The sequence below is a fragment of the Aeromonas sp. TS_SC_11 genome, assembly GCF_057318915.1.
Genome location: NZ_JBWZZQ010000002.1, coordinates 61111 through 82293 on the forward strand (window position 1 = coordinate 61111; position 21183 = coordinate 82293).

General features: G+C 59.5%; 24 protein-coding genes. 20 read left to right on the forward strand and 4 right to left on the reverse strand.

What is annotated here, in order from left to right; translation table 11 throughout:
* Positions 1-45 precede the first annotated feature (45 nt).
* The 10 genes from AC1P02_RS22440 (at position 46) to AC1P02_RS22485 (ending at position 6956) form a co-directional block, all read left to right on the forward strand.
* Positions 46-705 carry a hypothetical protein gene (locus tag AC1P02_RS22440; RefSeq protein WP_485185574.1) on the forward strand — a complete coding sequence of 220 codons (660 nt, stop codon included), beginning with the start codon at positions 46-48 and terminating at the stop codon, positions 703-705.
* Positions 702-1034: a hypothetical protein gene (locus AC1P02_RS22445; RefSeq protein WP_485185576.1), complete on the forward strand. Its 333-nt coding sequence runs from the start codon at positions 702-704 to the stop codon at positions 1032-1034. The genes AC1P02_RS22440 and AC1P02_RS22445 overlap by 4 nt, the downstream gene beginning before the upstream one ends.
* Positions 1034-2263 (forward strand): coiled-coil domain-containing protein, encoded by a 1230-nt coding sequence (locus tag AC1P02_RS22450; RefSeq protein WP_485185577.1) that lies wholly within the window; start codon positions 1034-1036, stop codon positions 2261-2263. Before AC1P02_RS22445 ends, AC1P02_RS22450 begins: the two co-directional genes overlap by 1 nt.
* On the forward strand, positions 2260-2814 hold the full coding sequence (locus tag AC1P02_RS22455) for a hypothetical protein (protein WP_485185579.1): 555 nt from the start codon (positions 2260-2262) through the stop codon (positions 2812-2814). Before AC1P02_RS22450 ends, AC1P02_RS22455 begins: the two co-directional genes overlap by 4 nt.
* Positions 2807-3571: a hypothetical protein gene (locus tag AC1P02_RS22460; RefSeq protein ID WP_485185581.1), complete on the forward strand. Its 765-nt coding sequence runs from the start codon at positions 2807-2809 to the stop codon at positions 3569-3571. Before AC1P02_RS22455 ends, AC1P02_RS22460 begins: the two co-directional genes overlap by 8 nt.
* Complete coding sequence (locus AC1P02_RS22465) at positions 3568-4581, forward strand: hypothetical protein (RefSeq protein WP_485185583.1); 1014 nt, start codon at positions 3568-3570, stop codon at positions 4579-4581. The genes AC1P02_RS22460 and AC1P02_RS22465 overlap by 4 nt, the downstream gene beginning before the upstream one ends.
* A 175-nt stretch (positions 4582-4756) precedes the next feature.
* Positions 4757-5452 carry a phage baseplate assembly protein V gene (locus tag AC1P02_RS22470; RefSeq protein WP_485185585.1) on the forward strand — a complete coding sequence of 232 codons (696 nt, stop codon included), beginning with the start codon at positions 4757-4759 and terminating at the stop codon, positions 5450-5452.
* Between the two features lie 3 nt (positions 5453-5455).
* Positions 5456-5743, forward strand: a complete 288-nt coding sequence (locus AC1P02_RS22475; RefSeq protein ID WP_485185587.1) for a PAAR domain-containing protein — start codon at positions 5456-5458, stop codon at positions 5741-5743.
* Between the two features lie 2 nt (positions 5744-5745).
* A complete protein-coding gene (locus tag AC1P02_RS22480) occupies positions 5746-6126 on the forward strand; it encodes a hypothetical protein (RefSeq protein WP_485185589.1) in 381 nt (126 codons plus the stop codon).
* Between the two features lie 50 nt (positions 6127-6176).
* Positions 6177-6956, forward strand: a complete 780-nt coding sequence (locus AC1P02_RS22485) for a DUF7217 family protein (protein ID WP_485185591.1) — start codon at positions 6177-6179, stop codon at positions 6954-6956.
* Positions 6957-6968: 12 nt separating this feature from the next.
* Here AC1P02_RS22485 and AC1P02_RS22490 read toward each other — a convergent pair whose 3' ends face one another.
* The 4 genes from AC1P02_RS22490 to AC1P02_RS22505 all read right to left on the reverse strand — a co-directional run bounded on the left by AC1P02_RS22490 (position 6969) and on the right by AC1P02_RS22505 (position 9543).
* A complete protein-coding gene (locus AC1P02_RS22490) occupies positions 6969-7931 on the reverse strand; it encodes an IS1595-like element ISAs23 family transposase (protein ID WP_485183072.1) in 963 nt (320 codons plus the stop codon).
* Between the two features lie 133 nt (positions 7932-8064).
* Positions 8065-8475, reverse strand: a complete 411-nt coding sequence (locus tag AC1P02_RS22495) for a type II toxin-antitoxin system HicB family antitoxin (protein ID WP_485185593.1) — start codon at positions 8473-8475, stop codon at positions 8065-8067.
* Positions 8476-8595: 120 nt separating this feature from the next.
* Positions 8596-8778, reverse strand: coding sequence for a type II toxin-antitoxin system HicA family toxin (locus tag AC1P02_RS22500; protein WP_485185595.1), 183 nt, complete (start codon positions 8776-8778; stop codon positions 8596-8598).
* Positions 8779-9213: 435 nt separating this feature from the next.
* Positions 9214-9543 (reverse strand): hypothetical protein, encoded by a 330-nt coding sequence (locus tag AC1P02_RS22505; protein ID WP_485185597.1) that lies wholly within the window; start codon positions 9541-9543, stop codon positions 9214-9216.
* Positions 9544-9848: 305 nt separating this feature from the next.
* Between AC1P02_RS22505 and AC1P02_RS22510 the strand changes: the two genes are divergently transcribed.
* From AC1P02_RS22510 to AC1P02_RS22555, 10 genes are all read left to right on the forward strand, one after another.
* Positions 9849-11516, forward strand: a complete 1668-nt coding sequence (locus AC1P02_RS22510) for a hypothetical protein (protein ID WP_485185599.1) — start codon at positions 9849-9851, stop codon at positions 11514-11516.
* 63 nt (positions 11517-11579) lie between these two features.
* Positions 11580-12206 (forward strand): Ig-like domain-containing protein, encoded by a 627-nt coding sequence (locus AC1P02_RS22515; protein ID WP_485185601.1) that lies wholly within the window; start codon positions 11580-11582, stop codon positions 12204-12206.
* Between the two features lie 4 nt (positions 12207-12210).
* Entirely contained in the window at positions 12211-13848 is a 1638-nt protein-coding gene (locus tag AC1P02_RS22520) for a hypothetical protein (RefSeq protein WP_485185603.1), read from the forward strand.
* 17 nt (positions 13849-13865) lie between these two features.
* Positions 13866-14549 carry a hypothetical protein gene (locus AC1P02_RS22525; protein ID WP_485185605.1) on the forward strand — a complete coding sequence of 228 codons (684 nt, stop codon included), beginning with the start codon at positions 13866-13868 and terminating at the stop codon, positions 14547-14549.
* Between the two features lie 12 nt (positions 14550-14561).
* On the forward strand, positions 14562-15143 hold the full coding sequence (locus tag AC1P02_RS22530; protein WP_485185607.1) for a hypothetical protein: 582 nt from the start codon (positions 14562-14564) through the stop codon (positions 15141-15143).
* A gap of 9 nt (positions 15144-15152) precedes the next feature.
* A complete protein-coding gene (locus AC1P02_RS22535; protein WP_485185608.1) occupies positions 15153-15653 on the forward strand; it encodes a hypothetical protein in 501 nt (166 codons plus the stop codon).
* Complete coding sequence (locus AC1P02_RS22540; RefSeq protein WP_485185610.1) at positions 15653-16222, forward strand: hypothetical protein; 570 nt, start codon at positions 15653-15655, stop codon at positions 16220-16222. The genes AC1P02_RS22535 and AC1P02_RS22540 overlap by 1 nt, the downstream gene beginning before the upstream one ends.
* A gap of 1 nt (position 16223) precedes the next feature.
* Entirely contained in the window at positions 16224-16799 is a 576-nt protein-coding gene (locus AC1P02_RS22545) for a hypothetical protein (RefSeq protein WP_485185612.1), read from the forward strand.
* Positions 16800-16804: 5 nt separating this feature from the next.
* Entirely contained in the window at positions 16805-17611 is an 807-nt protein-coding gene (locus tag AC1P02_RS22550; protein ID WP_485185614.1) for a hypothetical protein, read from the forward strand.
* A gap of 141 nt (positions 17612-17752) precedes the next feature.
* On the forward strand, positions 17753-21181 hold the full coding sequence (locus AC1P02_RS22555) for a transglycosylase SLT domain-containing protein (protein ID WP_485185616.1): 3429 nt from the start codon (positions 17753-17755) through the stop codon (positions 21179-21181).
* Positions 21182-21183 lie beyond the last annotated feature (2 nt).

A 21183-nucleotide genomic window follows, 5' to 3' on the forward strand; every position in this document is an offset into this window, starting at 1 on the left:
GATGTGGCGGCCACTTGATGGCCGCCTTTTTTTTAGGGTCAGACCGTGAAATCAACCAATGTCATATCCATCACGCTGATGGCCCGGGGGGCTCCCGTCATGATTATGGGGGCCCTGGCCACCAACGCCCTCCACGTTATCGAGCAAAAGACGCTCCCGACATCCATCCCCAAGATCCGTGAAACCATCAACAATCTGATGGCCAAGCTGGCCGCCAGCGGGGAGACGGCTTCCGTATTCATTGAAGATCCCACGGGCCTCCTGCGCGGGGCAGGCGGCTATCAGCTGCGCCTCGATGACAAGGCCGCCGATGACCGTCCGATCCTGGCTGTGGCCATGGAGCGCTACCGGGCTATGTCTGCCCTCAATGGCCTGACCTATCCAGGTGGTAGCAGCGGGGAGGGGTTCGCTATCAGCAAGGGGATCATGAACATCAAGATTGGGGACAACGGTCGGGCCATCTATGAGATCGACTGGGAAAACCTCAAGGATGGCAGCCGCGCCCTGCTCTTGCTGATCTACGGCGCCATGTGTCAGGGGCCGATGCAGGCCGACTACCTGAATCGCATGTATGCCCACCTGGACACCCCAGTGGAAACCCGCGAGCGGGGGCCGTTCAGCTCGTTCCTGGCGCTGACTGCAGGGCTCGATCTGGAGCGCTCCAGCCAGTTCCCGGCGGCGGCCAGGCACGGTGAAACGCTATGAGCACGACCGAGCGCCTTTCCAGGCTGTCTGACATGCAGATAGAAGATGACGTAATCCGGTCAATGCTCTATGCCGATGTGCTGGCGCTGGTGGCCGATCCTGGCCAGTCAGACGTAATCGCGCATGACGTACTCATGGATGAGAAGTATCGCCCTGACCTGGTGGCCTATCGCGTGTACGGGAACCCGGTAATGCGCTGGGCCGTGTCGCTGGTGGCCGATATAGAGGACGAGGCCGAGCCGCTGCCAGTTGGCGTGGTGCTGCGCCTCCCCACGGCGGCATGGGTGCGTGAGCGGATCCGCCACTATGCGGACGGCGGGGGTATCTGATGCCGGCACCCAGATCCCGGGGCGGGTTCGTCCAAGATGAGAATGGCCGGTTCCAGACGGACGGGCTCGATGAGAAGCAATTCATCCGGGTGTTCAACGAGATCAAGAAGCTCAACACCGAGCGACGCCGGGATGGCAAGCGCACCCTGCGCCCTGGTCAGTTGAGCCGGAAATCAGTTCAAGACCTGGTGAGGCTCGGGAAGAAGCAGGACGGCACCGAGTTTACCGTTGATGACCTCAAGCGCTTTGACCAGATGCGCAAGCAATACAAGAAGCGCGGCGCGGGGCTGGCAGGGGTCACTTATTCGGAGCTGGTGGCCAAGTCGGCAGAAACTCGGGTAGACCGGGCCAGCAACCGATCCAAAGACCGCCGGGGCGTGAGCCAGGCCCAATTGCTCAAGCTGCGGGCCAACGTGGCCACTATCAAGGTCAAGGCCTCTGACATTTCAGACCACCAGCACCACAAGGTCGATGTCCGGTTTGAAGAGTGGGATGAGCGCATGGGGGACGCTGACGGTTCAGACCGTGGCTATGCCTCTGCAGCTCGCAAGGCCTGCGCCGGCCGTATGTCTATCAACTGCAGTTGTGGCGATCACCAGTACCGCTACCGCTACATGGCGACCCTGGGCAACTACTGCCTGTCTCCCCCTAAAGAGTTTGCCTACCCCAAGATCACCAACCCGAACCTGACAGGCCTCGCCTGCAAGCACGTACTGCTTGCCGCGACCATGCTGCAGTCGCCTACCTGGTCGAGCCGGCTGGGGCAGGAAATGGGGCGCCAGGCGCGGCGCAATGGCTATGGGGACGACAAATATACCTCTGCAGTGTTCACCGGCCCGGACGCCCGCAAGCTGGCCATGAACAAGAAAAAGACCATCGACCAGGACAAGGCCAAAGCCGCTTTTGCGAAGTACCAGAAGCGCCTCTCCAACGTGGCCAAGCGGATCAAGGGCGGGGATAAGGACATCGAGAAACTGCGCTCCCAGCTGCAGAAGGCCCGGAAGGGCAACAAGGCCACCAGCGACAAGCTACGCAAGGCCGAGGCCGAGAACAAGGCACTGCAGCAACAGGCCAAGGAGCTGATGAGAGACAGGGTGCGGGTGCAGTACCAGTCCTTTGAGGACGCTTTCAAGCTGGCCGGTCTGCCCCCAGCCAAGGCGTTCGATGCGTTCAGCGAAAAACACAGCCACATCCCCTCAGACATTCTCAAGGAGCTGATCAAGCCATGAGTGAAGAACAACAGCGCCCGGCACTTGGCCGAGCCAGAAACAGCGGGCACAAGCCGCTCAATGACCAGATCCGAAGCGACTGGATGAAGTTCGTCTCTGCGCACCCTGACGCCTTCGATTCCATCCTTATCACCCCGGAGCGGGAAGAGCAGGAAGAAGAGGACGATGGCGCCCTGTTCGGCAGGGTAGACCGCCACCACCAGGTAATCACTTACAACCATGTCGAACTGGTCAAGGCCATGGTGGCCCCGGTCGGAGATCCGGCCTTTGTCGGCATGTGGGACGGCGGGGAGAGTATCGGCATGGGTGAAAGCGGGATTCTCAATATCCTGCTGTCCTGCGGTGTGGCGCCGGTCGGTTCGATCCTTGAGTGGGAAGAAGAGTTGGCCGGCGGCGATCTGCGCCGGGTCTGGTGGTACGTCCATTCAACACAGGTAGTCGGTTCCGCCGCCGTGGGAGCCGTGCATGTGTGCATCCCTTGCGGCGATCTGGAGCAGGCCAAGGCAGAAGCGGCCAAGGCCGCCGCCGGCGAGGTAGCAAGCGATGAGTGAAGAGCTTCTTTCGTGGACTGAATGGCAGTCCCAGGTAACACAGCGCCACCAGGTCAACGACTGCAAGGCCGTCGATGTCGGGTTCGGCAACCTGCTGGTGTCCGCTATGGCTGGTGGCGAGGCGCCGGAGCACAAGCGATATGACGCCGTGCGGGGCTTCTACCGCCGCCAGCCCAACAGTTGGGTGAAGATGACCGACCAGGACGATCCTAAGCTGTTCCTGCGCGATCTGATGGCCTCCGCCGCCGTGACGAAGAAGCTGGACGGCAAGGCTATCAACCCTATCGAAATGCCTATCGTGTTCTTCACGCGCCAGCCAGGCTCCATGGTGAGCGATGGCGAGATCTACGCCCCAAGGAAAAGCTTGGCGCTGCTGGGCGATACGGATACCCAGAAGCCTATGGGCCGGGTGAACCTGCACCATGAAAGCCTGACCTACATCATCGGCGTGTGCGCCTGGGATGTGCCGACCCTCGATTTCATGACGCGCCAGCTGGCCGCCCGGTTCCGGCACCACATAAGGGGGTTTTCCTTCGAGTGCGAGCTTGCCGGCGTGAAGTTCCCAGCTGATGCCGATGTGCTGACCAAGACAGTCTCATGGGATCCAGCTAGCCCACCAGCTGACACAGATCGCCTGCTGTGCCTGACGACTGCCATTGAGGTGATCGCCGAGGCGCATGAACTGGAAGGCCTGGAGTCGAAAGAAGTGGGCTACCGCCTGATGGAGCCATACCCGTTGTTTGAGGTGCTGCCATGAGTACCCCAGAACAGCCGTTCTTTCAGTCGGTCAAAATCGACGGCGGCCAGGCCGTGCCGATCTACAACCTGGTATCCGGTTCCTACAGCGAAGAGATCGAGCTCAACGGCCCGGTGCTGCTGATGAGCTTCAACGATAGCGATTCCAGCCTGGCCGATGATTACGGCCTGCGGGAGGGCGCTGTCATTGACGTTCGCATGGGTGACGCTGGCAGTAACGCCAGGGCGGCCTATTTCGCCTCGAAGTTCACGATCATTTCGTCCATACCGGATGGCGACCACCTCCAGCTAACCGCCATTGAAAAGGGGGTGTATGACATCAAGCAGCCAACGGCCAGGACGCTGGTTTTCGGTGGCCAGACGCCAACCGAGATCCTAACCGCCCTGTTCCCTGGCTATCGGCTTGAAGTCCCTGCAGAGGTGAGTACCGCCCCTGTGACTTACCACGTTCCCGCCGGCTCCGTCCCTTCCCTGATGCTTCGCAAGATGGCCAGGGAGTTGGGGTGTGCCCTGTGGGTGGCCAGGGGTACCGTCTATTGCATCCCGTACAAGGCCCTGCTGGAGCGCTCCCCCAAGGATGGGGCGATCAAGCTGGAGTACCAGGGCAACACCTCCCGAACGGACGGCTACTCGATTTACAGCTACCAACCGGCCTACATGAGCGCCCGGGCCGCCCGGGAGGAAAAGCGCCAGTACATGACCTGGGACACCGTGGCCGGCTTCCAGATCAGCACCCTCAACGAGGGCAGCCCCCGGGTATTCCTGCCGGTGGCCAGCCTGGACACCCTGGATTCGGCCATATGGCGATTCACTGACTGCATGACCGCGGATCTTAGTGGCTGCGGCATCTTCGCCGCCGGCCTGACCGTTGGCGTTCGCATTAACCGGATGAGCACCGAGTCAGTGATTGATGAGTCGCTGCCGCTGATCCAGGCGATCCGCAAGGTTTCCCACATCCAGACCCCCAACAACTACCGGTGTGCGGCCAGCGTGGGGATACCGGAATGCTGAGAGTGTGGAAAGCTACGATCCCCAGCCCCATTGCTGATTGCTACGCCGCCAGCCTATGCGCGGCGCTGGCCTACGGGAAGAGCGAGAACTACCTGGTGGCGGCGCTGGTGGGGCTGGTGGCCCTGTCGGTGTTCCGCATCCAGCAATTGGTAAGGCGTCACAGGAGACAACGACGATGAGCGATCCCGTATGGGGGGAGTGGCGGGCAGTGGTCGAGAGCGTCGATCACCCCCTGCAGCACTACAAGGCGCAAGTGCGCGTCCTGGGCCGGGATGATGGGCTGCCACCAGAGGCCCTGGCGTGGGCGGAGTACAAGCTCCCCCTGGGCACCAGGGCAAACAATGGCGGCGTTTCACCAGTCGAACCGGGGGATTACGTGTGGGTGATGTTTGTCGGCGGGGATACCAGGGCGCCGGTGATCACAGGTGGATGTCTCTACGCCCCGGGCGGAGTGCTCAACATGCCGCACGAGGCATTCGCCGGCGGCGAGGCCTACCAGCACAAGCGCACCGACAAGCAGCCCAAGCCACCAGCCCCGGAATACCACGGCAACCCGGTGATTTCCCTCTATGGGACGCTGCTGGAGATCGAGAAAGTCGGCGGGTTCCGGGTCACACACAAGGGCTCCGGCTCTGCTGTGGAGGTGACACAAGCCGGCCAGTTCGTGATCCACTCCGAGGCGGAAACCTTCCTGTCCAGCAAGAAAGATATGCTGGTGGAGGGTGACGCCAAGCTGACGGTGATCGTCAAGGGTAATGCCGATGTGGAGAGCGATGGGGACATAAGCCTCAAGGCCAAGGGCAAGCTCGCCCTGTTCGGTAAGGGCGGCGTGGAAATGGGCGGCCCGTCATTCAACTGGAAAAAGGGGTAGGGCATGGCTGGCATAGCAACCGAGGATTCTATCTGTTCCGGGCATGACGGGTTCCCGCCACGCAAGGCGGTAGAGGGGGACGCCAGTTTCATGGTAAACGGCGTTCCGGTGCATACGGATGGCATGGCGTGGGACTTCCATACCAAGCCAGACAACCCGCCCCATAACGGGGTGGGGGTCGGTGACGGGTCTTTCTTCATCAACGGGAAGCCCGCTTGCCTTATCGGTGGCTCCGTGTCGTGTGGTTCAACCATCGTGACCGGGGATGAGTCTTTCAACATAGCGGGATGAGCATGGGCATAGAAGGCGATGAGAACACCAGGGCGGCCAGCCCTGAGCATGAGAAGAAGGGCGCCGTGCTGGTGGCCCTGGAAGTAGCCGGCGCCAGGGCGCTCGATGGGGAAGAGCTGCGCCAGTGGATGGGAATGGTTGAGAGAGTGCTGTGGCGCCCTGAGTCGCTCTGTGCGCTCACAGAGGCGGCGGGGGAGGCAACGGCACCACTTATCCCCCCAACGCTCAAAGCGGCGATCCTGTGGGCCGCTGGCGCCGTTCTGGTTTACAACTTCATGGTGCGCGACCTGCTGATCCTGCTGCTCAAGCTGGAAAACACCCCGCCACCAGCCATAACACCCGATTCAATGCTGCAGCTGCTCGGCGGCCTGTTCGGGTTCTGATCTGAGTTGCCCACTCACTCCCCAGCCCGCCACACCAAGAGACGCGCACAATGCTTGATTCACCCAAGGCCCAGGCTGTCTATCGGGCCCTGCAGTCCTCCAGCGGGTTCCACTCCAGCGCCGGCGATAAGGCCGTCAAAGCCATATCGCAATCAACTGAGCTGCACGGTCAGCTCGGCGAACTGACCAAGCTACCCAAGGACGGGATACCGCCAGGTGGAGGCCTGCCGGTTATCGTCCCCAAGGAGATCAGGGCCGCCGCCGCCAAGCTCGACACCTACAAGGGCGCGATGAGTAGCACCATGGCCACCAGCGAGGCCCTGAGCGGTGCTATCGGGCAGCGTATGGACAATGTGACAGGGAACATGGCCAGGATGAATGCGGCCAACTCCGTAGCCCAGAAGATGCAGGGCGTACCAGAGGGGTGCGGCCCGCTCGGGGCTGCCTTCTCCGTGCTGACCAGTGAGGGGAGAACCGAACTGCTCAACTCCCTGCTGACGAGCCTTGGCGGCCCTATGGGAGAGCTGGCCGACATTTTCGAGCAAGCCCTGGCACTCAATACCTCAAGCCTACCGGCGCCCCTGAAAGCCGCCCTCGATGCCGCCATGTCAGCCTGCAGTGGCTTGATGACCCAGATCACCAATGCCACCAGCGGGATACAAGGGCTGGTAGACGAGTCACAGGCCATGTGGGTCAAGCTGGACTCGATATTCACCGAAGCGATCCAGTCCTCCATCCTGGTATCCCTGATCAGCAACCCTTGCATGATGGGGGTGATCGATGCAGTCTCGCCGCCGGAAGTGTCGGACATCCTCAATAGCCCTCTGTAGGCAAAAAAAAGGCTATGTCCCAATTACGTGTTGCATGGGGTGCCCCAGCGCCTCATGCAAACACGCTTTGATATTCACCCCCCTTCCGTAACGTTCCAGCATCCTGCGCCAACCCAGGTAATTCTTCAGGTAGTGGGTCGCCACGCCATGGAACCGCTCCATCCACTCTTTCAACCGATGGTGATATCCGTTTACATGCTGGATGTGATACGCACCAACCACCCGTTCGCCCCGACGATTGTGCACCACTTGATGGGTCACCCCCTGCGCTTGGCTGAAACTGGCATACACGCCCGCACCATCGCTACAAAGCACCGCGTCAGGTGAAACCAAGGGCTTCAAGACCGCTATCACTGTTTCGGCATTCATCTTATCCAGCTGAAAATCCGCATGGTGGCCTGCCCGGTCTTGCACCACCATCACCGGAATGTAATCCGGCCCGGTTCCACGTGTTCGCCCTTTACCACCGCGATGCCGTGGCGGACGCGGCAGTCCCCGTTGCCCTTTGAACGATTCGAGGAAGAAGGTCTCATCAACCTCAACGATGCCCTCTTCCCGTGTGGCTTGATGGGTTGCCATCACGCGCAAGAAGCGGTGACGCCAGAGGAAGGCGGTGTTTTTGCTGACGCCGCAACGCAGCGCTGCCTGACGGACGGTCAGCCCTTCAATGAGGGCTTGCGCGTAGTCTTCCCAGCACTGGGCTTTGCGCAACCGGGCCAAGGGCGTCTTGGTGAGCACGGTGCTGGTGCGCAGACACAGTTTGCAACGGTAGCGGCGCAGTCCCCGACTCCATCCCCAAGGCGCCAGCTGAGCAGGTTCGGCCTGACAATGAGGGCAACCGCTGCATGCTGGTAACTGGGTATTGAGTGAGGTAATGGCGTGTGGCGCCGTGAGCTCCTGCTGGGCAACACGGCGCTGGCGCAGGGTAAGCAGTGGAAAGAGGGATAACAGGTGTTGAAAGGCTGGGGTATCCATGATGGTAGACCTCAAGATGATGGCCTACTTCAAGCTTAGCCTTTCAACACGTAATTGGGACAGAGCCAAAAAAAAGCCCCCTCGATGGAGGGGGCGCAATGCCTTGACAAGAAGGCGCGCTAATCAGTCAAAATTAAGCTCTATGCAACAATTCTCTAGTCGCTATGGCGATAAACGCAGATCGACTGGCAAATTTCTTGGGTTCGATTAAAACCGTTTTGTCAATCTTGCTAATTAGATTTTCAGGGAGGGTTATATTGATTCGCTTAATCTCACCTTCATATTTTGAAGGGTCAATATCAACCATTACCCAGAACCCACTATTACAGTCTTCATTTCTCATATGGTCTTCAATCTTGGTGGCAACCGGTAGCGCCAAGCCTTCTTCGGCCATCAACTCCAGATGTGCATCCAAGGCCCCTTTTGCATCTTCCATACACTCTTCGAGAGTGTCGCCAGCGAAGATGCAGCCTGGTACGCCGGGGTAGAACCCACTAGCAGAACCGTCAGAATCTTGGTGGATGTATGCAGGGAAGTAATTCATAATATATTATTTACCTTTATCCTATTTTGGATGATTAAACCGTTAGCTTTACGCTGTCGGTTTTTTACTTAAAACAATCTTTCCTTTTACGGGGCGCCTTGTTAGGGCGCCCGTCCTTTCTTATTTCAGGCCCGCTAGTTTCATTATCTGATTTAGCGTTCCGGCCTTAATGTCTTTCTTTGGGTGGGGGACGGTAATGACATAATCCACTCCTTCCTTTCTGAACTGGTGATGACTGCCTTTCGTCCTCACCCAAACCCACCCATGCTTTTCTAGTTCTTCGATTAGCGCCTTACTTGTCAAGATTTCCTCCTTAATTCAGACTATGAACACACTATACACACCGGCGCTGGGTGGGTCAAATTATTTGTGTGTATAGTGTGTATTATTTTTTGGGGGGAGGGGCATTGCAGCGTGAGCAGGGTGATCTGCTCTGATTTTTATTGCGCGTGACCGCTCGGGTCAACCTTGCCCAACTCGATGCTGCAGAGTGCAGCGCTGGAGACGCCGAGGCGCTGCGATTCACTGTAGAGCGTTTCACCCCGGCGCACCCGATCTTGTCTGATCGCCTTTCCGGCTTCAATCCAGGTTGTCATGGCTACGGGGACAGTGCCGGCGCCATGGCATCTGGAGCACCGAATATGGCCGACACTGTGTTTGGATATGTCTGGGCCGCCGTTGATGAACCCGAACCTCTTACCAGCACCATGACAGTCCGGACAGCTTACCCGCTCGCCGTCACTTGCCATTGGCGACTTTCCGTTGTTCCAGTTCCTGCGCTTCTGTCTCCGCCTCGATAGCCACCAATCGGCCGGCATCGGTCAACAGAAAGGCCAGCTGCAGGGAGGGGGCGCGATGTCGCTCTATCAAGCCGCGATCCACCAGCGTATGGCATGACTTGCGATAGTTGCTCAGATAGGAGCTGCTGGTACGGTTGCGTTCAATCATCCCGAACAGCTTGGTTCCCGGCACGGGCGAGGCAATGCCGCGCTGCTCAATCGCCAGCAAAAGGCGAAGCGTCATTCGCTGAATGCCCGACAGGCGAGCGCCTTTATTCACGTCACGCATGATTAACACCAACCCGACTCATAACGTCTCCACCTCTTCCGATCTCGTTCAATGTCCCCCCTTGGGGCCTCTGTCAGGTCAGCAATAACCCCATATGGAGCACAATAAACAAGAACACCAGAACATTCAATTTTTCATGGCCGCGATTAACCTTTCGCCCTACCAGTAGGCTAAGTATTCGTTATAAGATTGGATCGTTACGGAACATCCTAACAAATATTAAAACACCTTCACTCCGGTTGCCCCGAAGGAAGGTGAGCCACTGCGGTTGCCTTCCTAATCCTTCTACCGATTAGGGGCAATAGATGTCTAAAGAACAGTTTCAAAAGCGTCTGGGGCAAATCGCCGCAGACTCCAGTCATATCCTCGGCGTGTGCGTCCAGAGCCAGTTTAACGATGGCTCCCTGATCGCAGATGAAGGCTCCCGCCTTGCTTCCATCGAAGCCGCTGCAGCCGAAAGCCCGATGTTCGAGTCTCTTGGCGAACATGCTGGTGGCGTAGCTACCGCGTGGGGCACCGCTATCCACCAGTACGCAGACACCTATGGCCACATGCCGTCTGATGAAATGCTGGCCTCCGCTGCCACCTCTCTGCGCAACATCACCTCTGACTTGGGCCAGGGCTCCGGAAACTCCAAGTTGCTGGAAAGCGTCAAAGCATCCATCGAAACCACCGAGGGCCAAGAGTTCCGCGCCCGCCAGGCTGGTTTGATCCTGCCGGTTCTGCTGATGGCAGCCACCAGCGATGCGGCTACCTTCATCCCGGCCGGCGCCAACGAATCCGAGATCTTCCGTATTCGTCGCACCGCTGGCACCACCTTTGGCGACTACGAGCGCGGCGACGAGATCGGCGAGTTCTCCCACGGCCAGTACAGCCAAATGGATCAGGTCTATGCGTTCGACGCTGACCAACAGCCTGACGGCACCCGTAAGCAGTACGTTTACAACTCCAAGACCTCTGGCCCCGCCATCATGGTTCCCTTCTACAAGCGCTCCGTGAAGGTCATGATCGACCGCCGCGAGTGCGCCACCGAAGCCCAAGAAGGCAAGCTGTTCGGCACCCTCAAGCGTGACGGCAAGGAATACACCGTCAACGGCGATGTGCAGTACGAGAAGGGCATTGTCACCATCACCACCAACGAGCCGCTGCCAGCCGGCTGCCGTATGCACCTGGCCTACGATGTGGACATCGAAGCCAAGCCCGAGCTGATCCCGACCATCACCCATGTGATCACCTCCGTGAAGCTGCGCCCTCACCAGTCCGTGATCGCCGCTGAACACACCGTTCAGGCCTACTGGATGCTCAACCGCGAATTTGCCCTGGATCTCAAGTCCATGCAGATGAGCCAAATGCGCAACTACCTGGCCTATGAGAAAGACATCAAGAACCTGCGCAAGATGATCTTTGCATCTGCCCGCCGCGATACCTTCGATCTGACCATTCCCGATGGCCTGACCTTCCGTGATCACTGGGAAATGCTGAACCGCACCCTGTCCGTGATCTCTTCCCGTCTGCTGGCGGAAACCAAGGTATCCGGGCTGGTGGGCCTGTATTGCGGCATTGAAGCCTCCGCCGTGATCAAGTCCTTGGGCGCCCCCAACTTCGTCCCGGTATCCGGCTATCGCCAGGTTCCCCGTGTCCACTACACCGGCACCCTGTTCGGCCTCTACAAGGTGTTTGAAGTGCCGGTAGAGATCGAAGCCGTCCGTGGCGATGCGGAAACCAAACTCGGTAAGTGGGATTGCCTGTGCTATGCGCGTGGCGAATCCCATACCGATGCTGGTCTGGTTCTGGGCGATGCAGTGCCCGCCACCATGTACGGTCACAACACCTCCAAAGAGCTGCGCGACCGCAATACCTTGTGGGAGCTGGCCTACTGCGACATCCACCCAGAAAACGGCTCTGCCTTCTTCTCCATCCTGACCCTGACGCCCCCGAGCAACGACCCCAAGCAAGAGGTCAAGACGGCTTAACGCCAGGTAATCACTGAGGGGCGCCCCCACGGCGCCCCTGCTTGATGAGAGAGAGGAAAGACCATGCAAAAGCTCGTCGCCGAGGTAAACAACCCAACCGGCTACTCCGTGACCCTGGAATCCCGTGGGTTCCCGACCGTCAAGGTTAAGTCTGCCTATGAGGCCGCCGGCCTGCAGCGCTTCCCGGTTAAGGATGAAGCCCATTTTGAGCTCCTGCGGGTTCAACTGCGCAAGGCGTTGCCGTTCTGCCCGTCCATCACCGTGAAGCTGCGCGATATGACCCCCGCCCCCCCGGTTATCAAGTACCACATGGCCGCCGCGCCGCTGTCCGTGGTCGCCGATGGCCTGGCCACCTCTGTAATAACCCTCACCGTTCTGACCGATGACGAACCGCTGGAAGGGGCTTCCGTTGAGCTCTCCACCGATCACGGCTCCCTGACGGCCACCAGCGGCACCACTGATGCCCTTGGCCAGTTAGTCACTGACATCAAGGCCGATGTAGCCGGCGAGGCAACCGTGAGCGCCGTCATTGATGGCCAGGGCCATGTAGAGGCCACCGTCACCTTCACAGCGGTAGAAACCCCGTCGGAAGGCGAAGGCGATGCCAAGGGTGAAGAAACCGCGGCCCCGAAAAAGACCCCCGCCAAGGCCGCCAAGGCCAAGGCACCTACCCCAAACACTCAGGAGTAAGTAGATGAGTGATATTCCGTTTGCACTATCGCAAGTCGCTCAAGTAGCGATCCAGGCGATCAATGCCAGTGCCACCCTTTCCGCGGGCGGCACGGGCGGCATGAGCATTTTTGGGGGCGTTATCGTCTCCGAGCGTGGCCAGCCGTTCGAGTTGCTGCGCGTCACCAAAGACAACTGGAAGAGCGTGCTCGGCTCCCCTTTCCATCCCAGCTTGGGCGCTATCGCTGATCCGCTGCGCCAGCTGGCCGATGCCGTTAATGGCGGCGATGGCTATGTGGTTCGCGTGGTGGCAGAAGATGCCAAGTTCCCGGTGGCAACCGTCAACAAAACGGCAGTAGTGAAGAGCGCCAAATCCGGTAAGGAAGCCGAAGCGGAGCCGAAGGTAATGGCTTCTGTCACTGCAGCCAAATCCATCGCCGTTATGTCAGCCCAAGCCTTTGGCACCCCGCTGAAACTGGCCGAACCCGCCATGTTTGCCATCTATCCGAAGGACGGCAACGTATCGGCCCGTGATGTCGAGATCACTCCGATCGTCGCCAAGCCAGGCTCTTTCACTCTGACTCTGACCGACACTGACAAGTTCGGCGTGGGGTTTGTTGTTGAAGAGCATGAAATCAGCTTTGACTTTGATTCTGTAGATGACATGGGCGAGCCCACTTTCATTGAATCACGGCTGCAGTCCCGATCTTCTGCCCTGGCTGCCACCGTTGCAGCCGGCGCCAATTTCGCCGGCTTCACGGGCATGGTTAAGGCCACCTTCGTAGGCGGCACCTTGGGCAACCAGGCCGCTATCACCCCAGAGCAGTACAGCAAGGCGATTGCCATCCTGCGTAACTCGCTGGTGGGCATGACTGCCATCGTTGGCCTGGGCGTCTATGACGCTGATGTGATCGCCGAGCTGGGTAAGCTGGCCGAAGGCCGCCGCATTGACGCTTTCGCTGATGTGCCGCCGTCCAAGTCCTACGCCGAAGCGCTCAAGTTCATGCTGGGCATGAACATTAGCAACCACCGCCTGTGCATGTACCACTTCCCGTACAGCGCCAAAGATCCGCACTTCTCCGGCGCTCGCGCTGCCTGGGGTCTGTCTGGTGTGGCATTCAAGGCCAAAGCTACCGGCGTGGCCAAAGTTACCGGCACAGTGGGCGGCTGGCACTACAGCCCCGCCGGCCAGGATCGCGCCATCATCGACCGCCGTGAGCTGCAGCAGCTCCCAGGCGTTGGCGAGCAGGACGAGCAGGCCATGTATAAGGCCCGTCTCAACAAGTTGGGCCTGTCCCCCAGTGGCCTACTGATGATCGATGATGCGATCACCTGCAACCCCTCCGAGGATTACCTGCGCTTCCAGCATGTCAGCTCCACGATGGACGCAATCAGCCGCTCCTTCTACGACCTGGCTCGCAGCCTCAAGCACTCCCCTGACGGGATCACCCAGGAAGGCCTTGAGCGCGGCATGAAGGAACGCCTGGACGGGTTCGTTACCTCTAAGGCGCTGGTTCCCCCGCGCAACCCGGAAGAGGACGGGGAATCTCCCTACATCCTGACCGTCAAGCAAGTCGAATTCGACCTCTGGGAAGTCTCCTGGGCTTGCTGCGTTACTGGCGTTGCTCGCCGCATTCTGGGCAAACCTGCCCTGATCCGCTGATCCAAGGACATATAAGCATGACCAAAACCACTTTCGCGCAGCTGGGGAGCCAAACCTCCCGGCGCACCAACTTCAATTCCCTTCTGGAATCCAAGAAGCCTGGCCAGGAGATCACCGAGAAAGCTTTCTTCGAGAGCGCTGGGGATGACCTGATGCTGGAAGCCATCGACAAGGCAGGCAACCAGTCGATGCGAGCCGATGCCATGGCCGTTGTGCTGGCCTTCCTTGAGGACGGCGACGACTCCGCAGAAGCGTTGGATCTCTACGCTCAGGCCCTGGCCGATAGCGACGAGGACGACGAAATCGGCGACCCCGAGCAGGAAGATTATGAGCTGTTCCTGACCCTGATGGCCGAAGCCCTGGCCGCCCTTGGTGTGCCATCCAAGATCGCCGTTGCAGCCATGGAAGGGGACGATGCCGCCGCCGCCAAGGCCTACACCGCCGCCTCCGACTTTGTAGAAGACGCCGATGAGGACGACTTGATCGCTGAGTTCTCTGTGCGTGAAGCGATGATTCTGGAAGCCACCAAGAAGGTTATCCGTAACGGCAAGGTGAAGACCATCAAGAAGCCGGTGCACAAGAAAAAGATGTCCTCCGCTCAGAAGCAGTCTTTGAAGAAGGCCCAGCGCAAGTCCCATACGGCCAGCGCGAAGAAGGCGCGATCCAAGTCCATGAAAGCCCGCAAATCTCGCGGCATGTAAGGGGCGATACGGATGATAGCTGGCGTAAGTGCTCAAGACGGGATCAGTGGACACCTCAAGGCGACCATCACTCAAGAAGGGGGGGAGCATGTGGTTGTGGCGTACATAGGGGAGGGCAGCTCAAAGACGCTGACCTCTAACTGGACTGCACCCTTTGAATCTGACTCCGTTGGCAAGGCCGCGATGATGGATAAAGCCAGCTCGCTTGGCCAGAGCGCTACCGAAGTTACAACCGTGTCGAAATTCAACTCACAAATGGTTTGGGAGGGGACAACACCTCCCACCTTGAACCTCACTCTCTTCTTCCAGGCCACCAGCGACCCCAAGAACGAGGTGCATGACGCGATCATGCTGCTGGAGCTATTCGCCAGCCCAGAGCTAAACGAAATGACTCCACTCGGGCGGGTTCCCAAGCCCGTTGTTGTGGACATCGGCCGCCGTTACAAGATTTCCAACGTGCGGATTCACGATGTCACATCGGAGCTGGATGCGCCCAGAGACAAGAGGGGCTACATGATGCGCAACACAGTACAAGTCACCCTTTCCCCGGCTCAAATGGTCAACGCCTCTGAGATCCCGGGACTCTATCTGTAAGGAACAGTTATGCCTGGTCACAGCAATACCAAGGGGAACATTGGCTTCCTCAAGGGCAAGTACAAAAAGAACATGGCCGCCGGCGAGAAGCTTAACTCCGCCGAGTTTGAAATGACTTTCGACGGCTACCCAGACCTGTCGGTGCTGGTTCGTTCTACCCAGATCCCAGCCATCGGTCGCGCTGAAATCGAGGACTTTGGCCCCAACGGCCTCAAGTTCGTGCAACAAGGGCCGCTTGAAAACTCTGGAGAGATCACCGTTACAGCGGTCGAAACCATCAAGGGCGATGTGGTTGCCGCGATCTACGACATGGTGATCAACAAGAAGTATTTCCACATGAACATCAAGCCGACCCCGGAATCCCTGGCTGGTGGAGCGCCCAAGGGCACTGCTTGGCGCATGGAGGACTGCAAGATGCGCTGTGACGCCATCGACATGTCCACTGAAGATGTTACCAGCCTGGTGAAGCCGTCCATGACCATCACCTATAACTGGAAGGAACCCGCATAATGACGCCCGCTGAACTCCTCAAGGGTGTTCAAGGGCGGTTTTCGGTGCTGCTGGTGGATGCCCCCCAGCAGCGCCAATTGCTCATAGATGCGCTTGGCCAGTACCAGGATCTCGCGGGGGTAACAAAGACCGTTCGGATCAACTCCCGCGCCCCATCCCGTCCGGTTCCCGCCGACTTTCTCGCCGTGTGCGGAACCACTGACGCCACCGGCGACTTTATCCCAGCGACCGAAGAATACGGCGACGATGATAAGCGCCACCTCTTCTTTGAAGAGCGGGCCGTCTATCCCCTCCGATTCATCTACCTGGTGAAGCTCCGTGATGTGGATCTGGATACCTACCAGCTCCCAGACTCTGCCGTGGGCATGATCCAAGACTACCTGGAGGTGCTGATTTCCATCCCGAATGACGAACGCATGAGCCGCATTCAGGAGGCCGGAAACCTCGACATATCCAGAACACCAACACCTGATAGCGGGGACGCCAAGCTGGCCGCCCTGCGCGAATCCATGAAGATGCAGCGGGCCATGATGCCCATGTTCACCATCATGCCGTACCTGGGGGGCTGACATGCTCATGAGCTTGTTTGCCGGCGCCAGTTCTATCGGTAGCCCCGCAACCCCGAACAAACCCACCTCAAAAAGCGGGATGCTTTCGCGCCAGAAGCGCATGGCCCACCAGCTGGTTATGACGCCCTTTCAGCAGGGCTGGCAATACCGGGTGGAGGTAACAGGGATGCCCTCTGACTTCGATGTTTACATGAAAGACATCACCTATGGCGCCTACACCATCGAGTTTGAAGCCAAGCAGATCGGCACCATGGAGATCCAGAACCCAACCCACCGCACGGCTGGCCTGGTCACGCTGACGGTCAGAGATCACCAGGACGCCCGGGTAGAGAACTTCTTCACCGAGGCGGCCAACAGGGTGATCAACCCGGACGGCACCGTAAACCTGCCCAAGGAATACCTGCTCACGATGCGGCTCTACCTCCTGCAGGAGGACGGCGGGGAGAAACTCAGCAAGGAGTGGGAGGTTGTCCCGGCTGAGTGTGGAGAGATAACCCGAAGCCGAGCCGCCCTGAACGAGTTTGTGAGCTTCCCTATCAGCTTCCAGAAATACCGGTCAGTAAGCCGGAAGGAGTAACAGCTTTGTCAAAAATCGCCCCGTTTAAGCTGCCCAGCAACCCGAGCAAGCGGATCACGTTCCGGGCCCCGACTGTAGATGACTGCCTCGATTTCTGCGACCTGCGCCCAGATCTGGAAGAGGCCTGCGCAACTGACTACCTGCGCCAGCTGCAGGAAGGGGAGGTATCCAATCCGGAGGAATGGACGGCCCACGACCGGATCACCGCGCTCTGGTGGATCTACGTCAGCATTACCGAGGATACGTCCGTTGTTTACAACTACCAGTGCAGCCATTGCGGGCAACACCATACGGCCGTTGTTGACCTGGTAGAGCTCGATGATAACGCGATCTCCCTGGCGCGAGATCCGTTCGTCAAAGGGGTAGTGACCTGCAGGGGCAACAAGCACCCTGGCCGGTTCGTCCCGCTCGATGGCGCCGCCGTCATGGCCCTGGAAGAGAAGCGCCTCGAACTGGATGGCGCCAGCGAGGCGGACACCCAGCGCATCAAGGCGCAAATCAAGGTGCTGGAGGTGGTTCACAGCTTCCGCCTCGATGAGCACAAGGGAATGCCCCGGGAGAAGGCAGACGCCGCCAGGCTGGCCCTGGTGTGCGCTATGGACGCGACCGAGGATTACCGCCCGCTGGTGGAGAAGTGCCTGGAGGCCGCCAAGAAACTACGCCACGGCCTGGCCACAGAGGTTATCGACGGCGAGATCCTGCTTATCAGCCCACCTATCGAATGCGAAGCCCACGAGGGGGAAGAAGGCGCGGCACCGACCACCAACCTTCTGATGCGATTTCGGGGTAGCAACTTCATTCCAGAAATTTAGCCGAGCGGGGTGGAACACCCTTATCAAGAACCTGACGGTCTACGGCAATCAGCCAATTGACTCGGTGCTGTGCGCCCCCGCCGCCCTGGCCGAAATGATGAATGACGGGCTGGTGGAACGATACGAGAGGAAATCCTCAACATGACAGAGACAGAACAGGCCAGCCACATCGAGCGAGCCGACATAGGGGAGGCCAACATATCGACCCTCAATGTAGGCGATCTGCAGTGGGGGAAAATTGAAGAGCTGGCGGCTATCACCAAGGAACTGGAGAGCCTGGGGGAACAGAATAATAAGCTGATTGACGCGCTGAATGATGACGAGGGCGACCAAGCACCAGAGCTGCAGCAATCAGCCCAAACTGGCGCCATAATTAAAGAATCAAGACCTCAAATTGAAAGTTTTGGCGCCACCAAATCCTTAGCTGACACCGAAGAAGCGCCAAAACAAACAAAACAGGCGCCAGAAAAGACAAGAGAATCCAAATCTAGCGCCAAAATATCTGGCTCTCAGCTGCAAGAGGTACACACTGAAGCGCCACAAATAATAATTATGGCGCCTGAAATATCTAAAATAGGTAATAGTGGAGCCAATAATGTAAAAGTAAGCGCCAAGAACGACGATGTACGCCAGTCCCCCTCAAAGCGTGGAAAGCCAAACGAATCAGCAGAAAAACCCAGAGAATCACGAAAAAACAGGACGATAGAGATTGGCGAAACGCCCACCAGCCAGGCCGAGATCCAGGTTGGTGCCCCGGTAATCCAGGCTCCCAGCCAGCCACAAAAGGCGGAGACGGCCACCGTCGAGCCCGATAAGGCGCCCGGGTTCTACCTGGGGGGTGACGGTCGGGTGCGCCGCCCGGACGGCACCTTTGCGAACAAGGTAGAGGTGCGCCGCTTCAACAAAGAGCAGAACGTTGATGTGGCCAAGGGTGGTAACGGGAAGGCCGACCCCAGTCAGCTCGGGCTGATAGCCAAGACCCTTGGAATGCTCACCTCCATCGGAGGCAAGACGCCAACCGGCGCCGGCGAACAGGCCGGAGAGGTTGCCGGGATGGCCGCTGGTGGGTCGATATTCCTGGCGGCCAAGGAGGTTGCTGGCCTTGCCAGGGATGTGAAGGACGCCGCCGAGGAACGGGGAATTTCCCGCATGGGAGACATCGCCCCATACCTGAAAAAGCAACTCGGGCTCACCCCCAAGGATGGCAAGGACGGCGAAGAGGCGAAGGACGGCAAGCGCCGACCGCCCAAGCAGCTGGCACCAGGGGAGCCACCAAAGCACCCAGTAGGCCAGGACGCCAAGAAGGAACGCAAGCAGCCAGCCGAGGCAGCGGATACCGCCGACCAGGCAGGAACCGGACGTAGTGACACAGCGACGGCGCCTGGCCATCCGGCAAAGCTGCCAAAAACCGCCACGGCAAGCCAGCAGGGCAAGCAGGTAGAGCAGCAGCTCGCCGACCTGGCCAGCCAGCGGGAAATGCCGGAAAGCCAGGCGCCAAGATCCACGGCGAGCCAACAAGGCAAGCAGCCACCGGCCGCCGTGGCCCACAAGCAGGGCAAGCAACCGCAGATCGACTTGGCCAGCAAGCAAGCAAAGCCTGGTGAGCAGCCCAAGAGTGCCGTGGCCAGCCAGCAAGACAAGCAGGCCGCCCAGCTCAAGGCCGCCTCTGAAAGCCAGCTCGCGCAGTCCGAGGCGCAGCATGACGAGGTGATCAAGAAGCTGGAGGATGTCATTGATGCGGTCAAGCCAAAGGGCCCGTCCCTGCTTGATTCCGCCTTTGATGCCGCCGGCGATATGTACCGCCGCCGTGGCAAGCGGGGCCGTGGCAAAAGCAGGCCTCCGCGCACCCGTCTATCCAGGGCCGAATCCGGGCCCAGGCAAAAGGCCAGCTCCCGTGTGCGGGGTGGGCCAACTCGCCCTGGCCGTGTGGATGTCGATTTGCCCCGCCACCAGCCCAAAGCGCCCAAGGTAGCAGCAGTCCGGGCTGGCATGGGCAAGGCTATGCCGGCACTGCCCGCCGTATCCTCAGCCGCTGGCCGCACTGCAGGGGCCGCAATCAAAGGTGGTGCTGCCATGGGTGGCGCTGCAGTTGGCCGCCTGGCTGGCGCAGGCGCACGGGCCATCCCCATTGTTGGCCAGGCTCTGGCCCTTGGGATGGCCGCTTATGACGGCTATGACGGCTACAACGACAAGGAGGCCCAGGCCAAGGCGTTTGATCTCAAGGGCAATACCGAGGCGAGTACCGGGCAGAAGAGCGCCATGGCCGCCGCCAAGGTGCTGGATCTCGGAGGCCTCACCAGCGGCGCCGCCGGCCTGGTCGGTTCTGCCGCCGGCGCCATGGGGTTCCAGAAAATTCAGGACGCCATGACGTTCGACTCTGACGACATGGCCAGGGCCATCTATGAGGGGATGAGTCTGTTCACCAGGAGGAACCCAGATGATAAGCCCAGTCGCGGGGCTCTCACGATCAACAACATGGGGATGGGGGGAGGAGTCACCCCCAGGGGCATCACGGGGACGACTGGGAAATGGGGAGGGACGCCGCTCAAGTTCGAGGGCACCGAGGCTGAAAACAATCTGCCAGCCGGCTATCTCGCGGCCACAGCTGCAGTGGAGAGCGGAGGTGATCCCAACGCCCGCAATAAATCAGGCGCTGCAGGGATGTTCCAGATAATGCCAAGCACCGCCGCCGGCTTGAACCTGGCAAACCCGTATGACCCGGTAGAGGCGACCAAGGCAGTGATCACCCTTACCAAGCAGAACAAGGCCTATTTCGAGCAAACGATGGGACGCACCCCAGAGGGTCGGGAGTTGTACCTGATGCACCAGCAGGGCATGGGGGGCGGCACCAAGTTGCTGAAAAACCCCAACGCCATGGCGGCTGACGTACTCAACTCGAAAAAAGTAAATGGCATGCAGGCAGTCCTGCAGAACGGCGGGCGGGCGGATATGACGGCCCAAGAGTTTGTCGACATGGTGCTGGCCAAGTACGACAGGGCCGAGGCATACAACAAGGCGAACCCTGGCAAAGCCATCGACATGGACAAGATCGTGGGCACCAAGCCCAAGTACGAGGCCCCGCCGATGCTCCGAGGCGGCCCGCGCCCGGGAGAGCAGGCGCCCACGCTCATACAGCCCCAGGCCAACCAGCAGGCCACCAGCGACAAGCAGCCACAGGGCCAGGCAACCGCCCCAGGCGATGCGCCCGCCCTGACCGTTCCACCAGCGCCACCAGCAGCCCTGGCAGCGCAGCCAACCGCATTGGCCACGCCACCAGCAGCCCTGGCTGTCCCGCCGGAGTCTCTGAGGCCTGTGAGCGACATCCAGAGCATAACGATCAGGAACGATCACCGGGACAAGGACAAGAAGCCATACGCCCCGGGCACAGATACCGATGCGGCAATGCTGACCGTGCTCAAGAGCATGGATAAATCGCTCAAGGACATGGGAAAGAACAAAACGAAAAGCTCGCCGACTGGTGGCCCAGTTCGCGCCGGCGGCAAGCCACCAGTCAGCGGACACCCAACCATGTCGGGATCTGCCTCTGACTTTGCAAATGACCGGAGGTAACG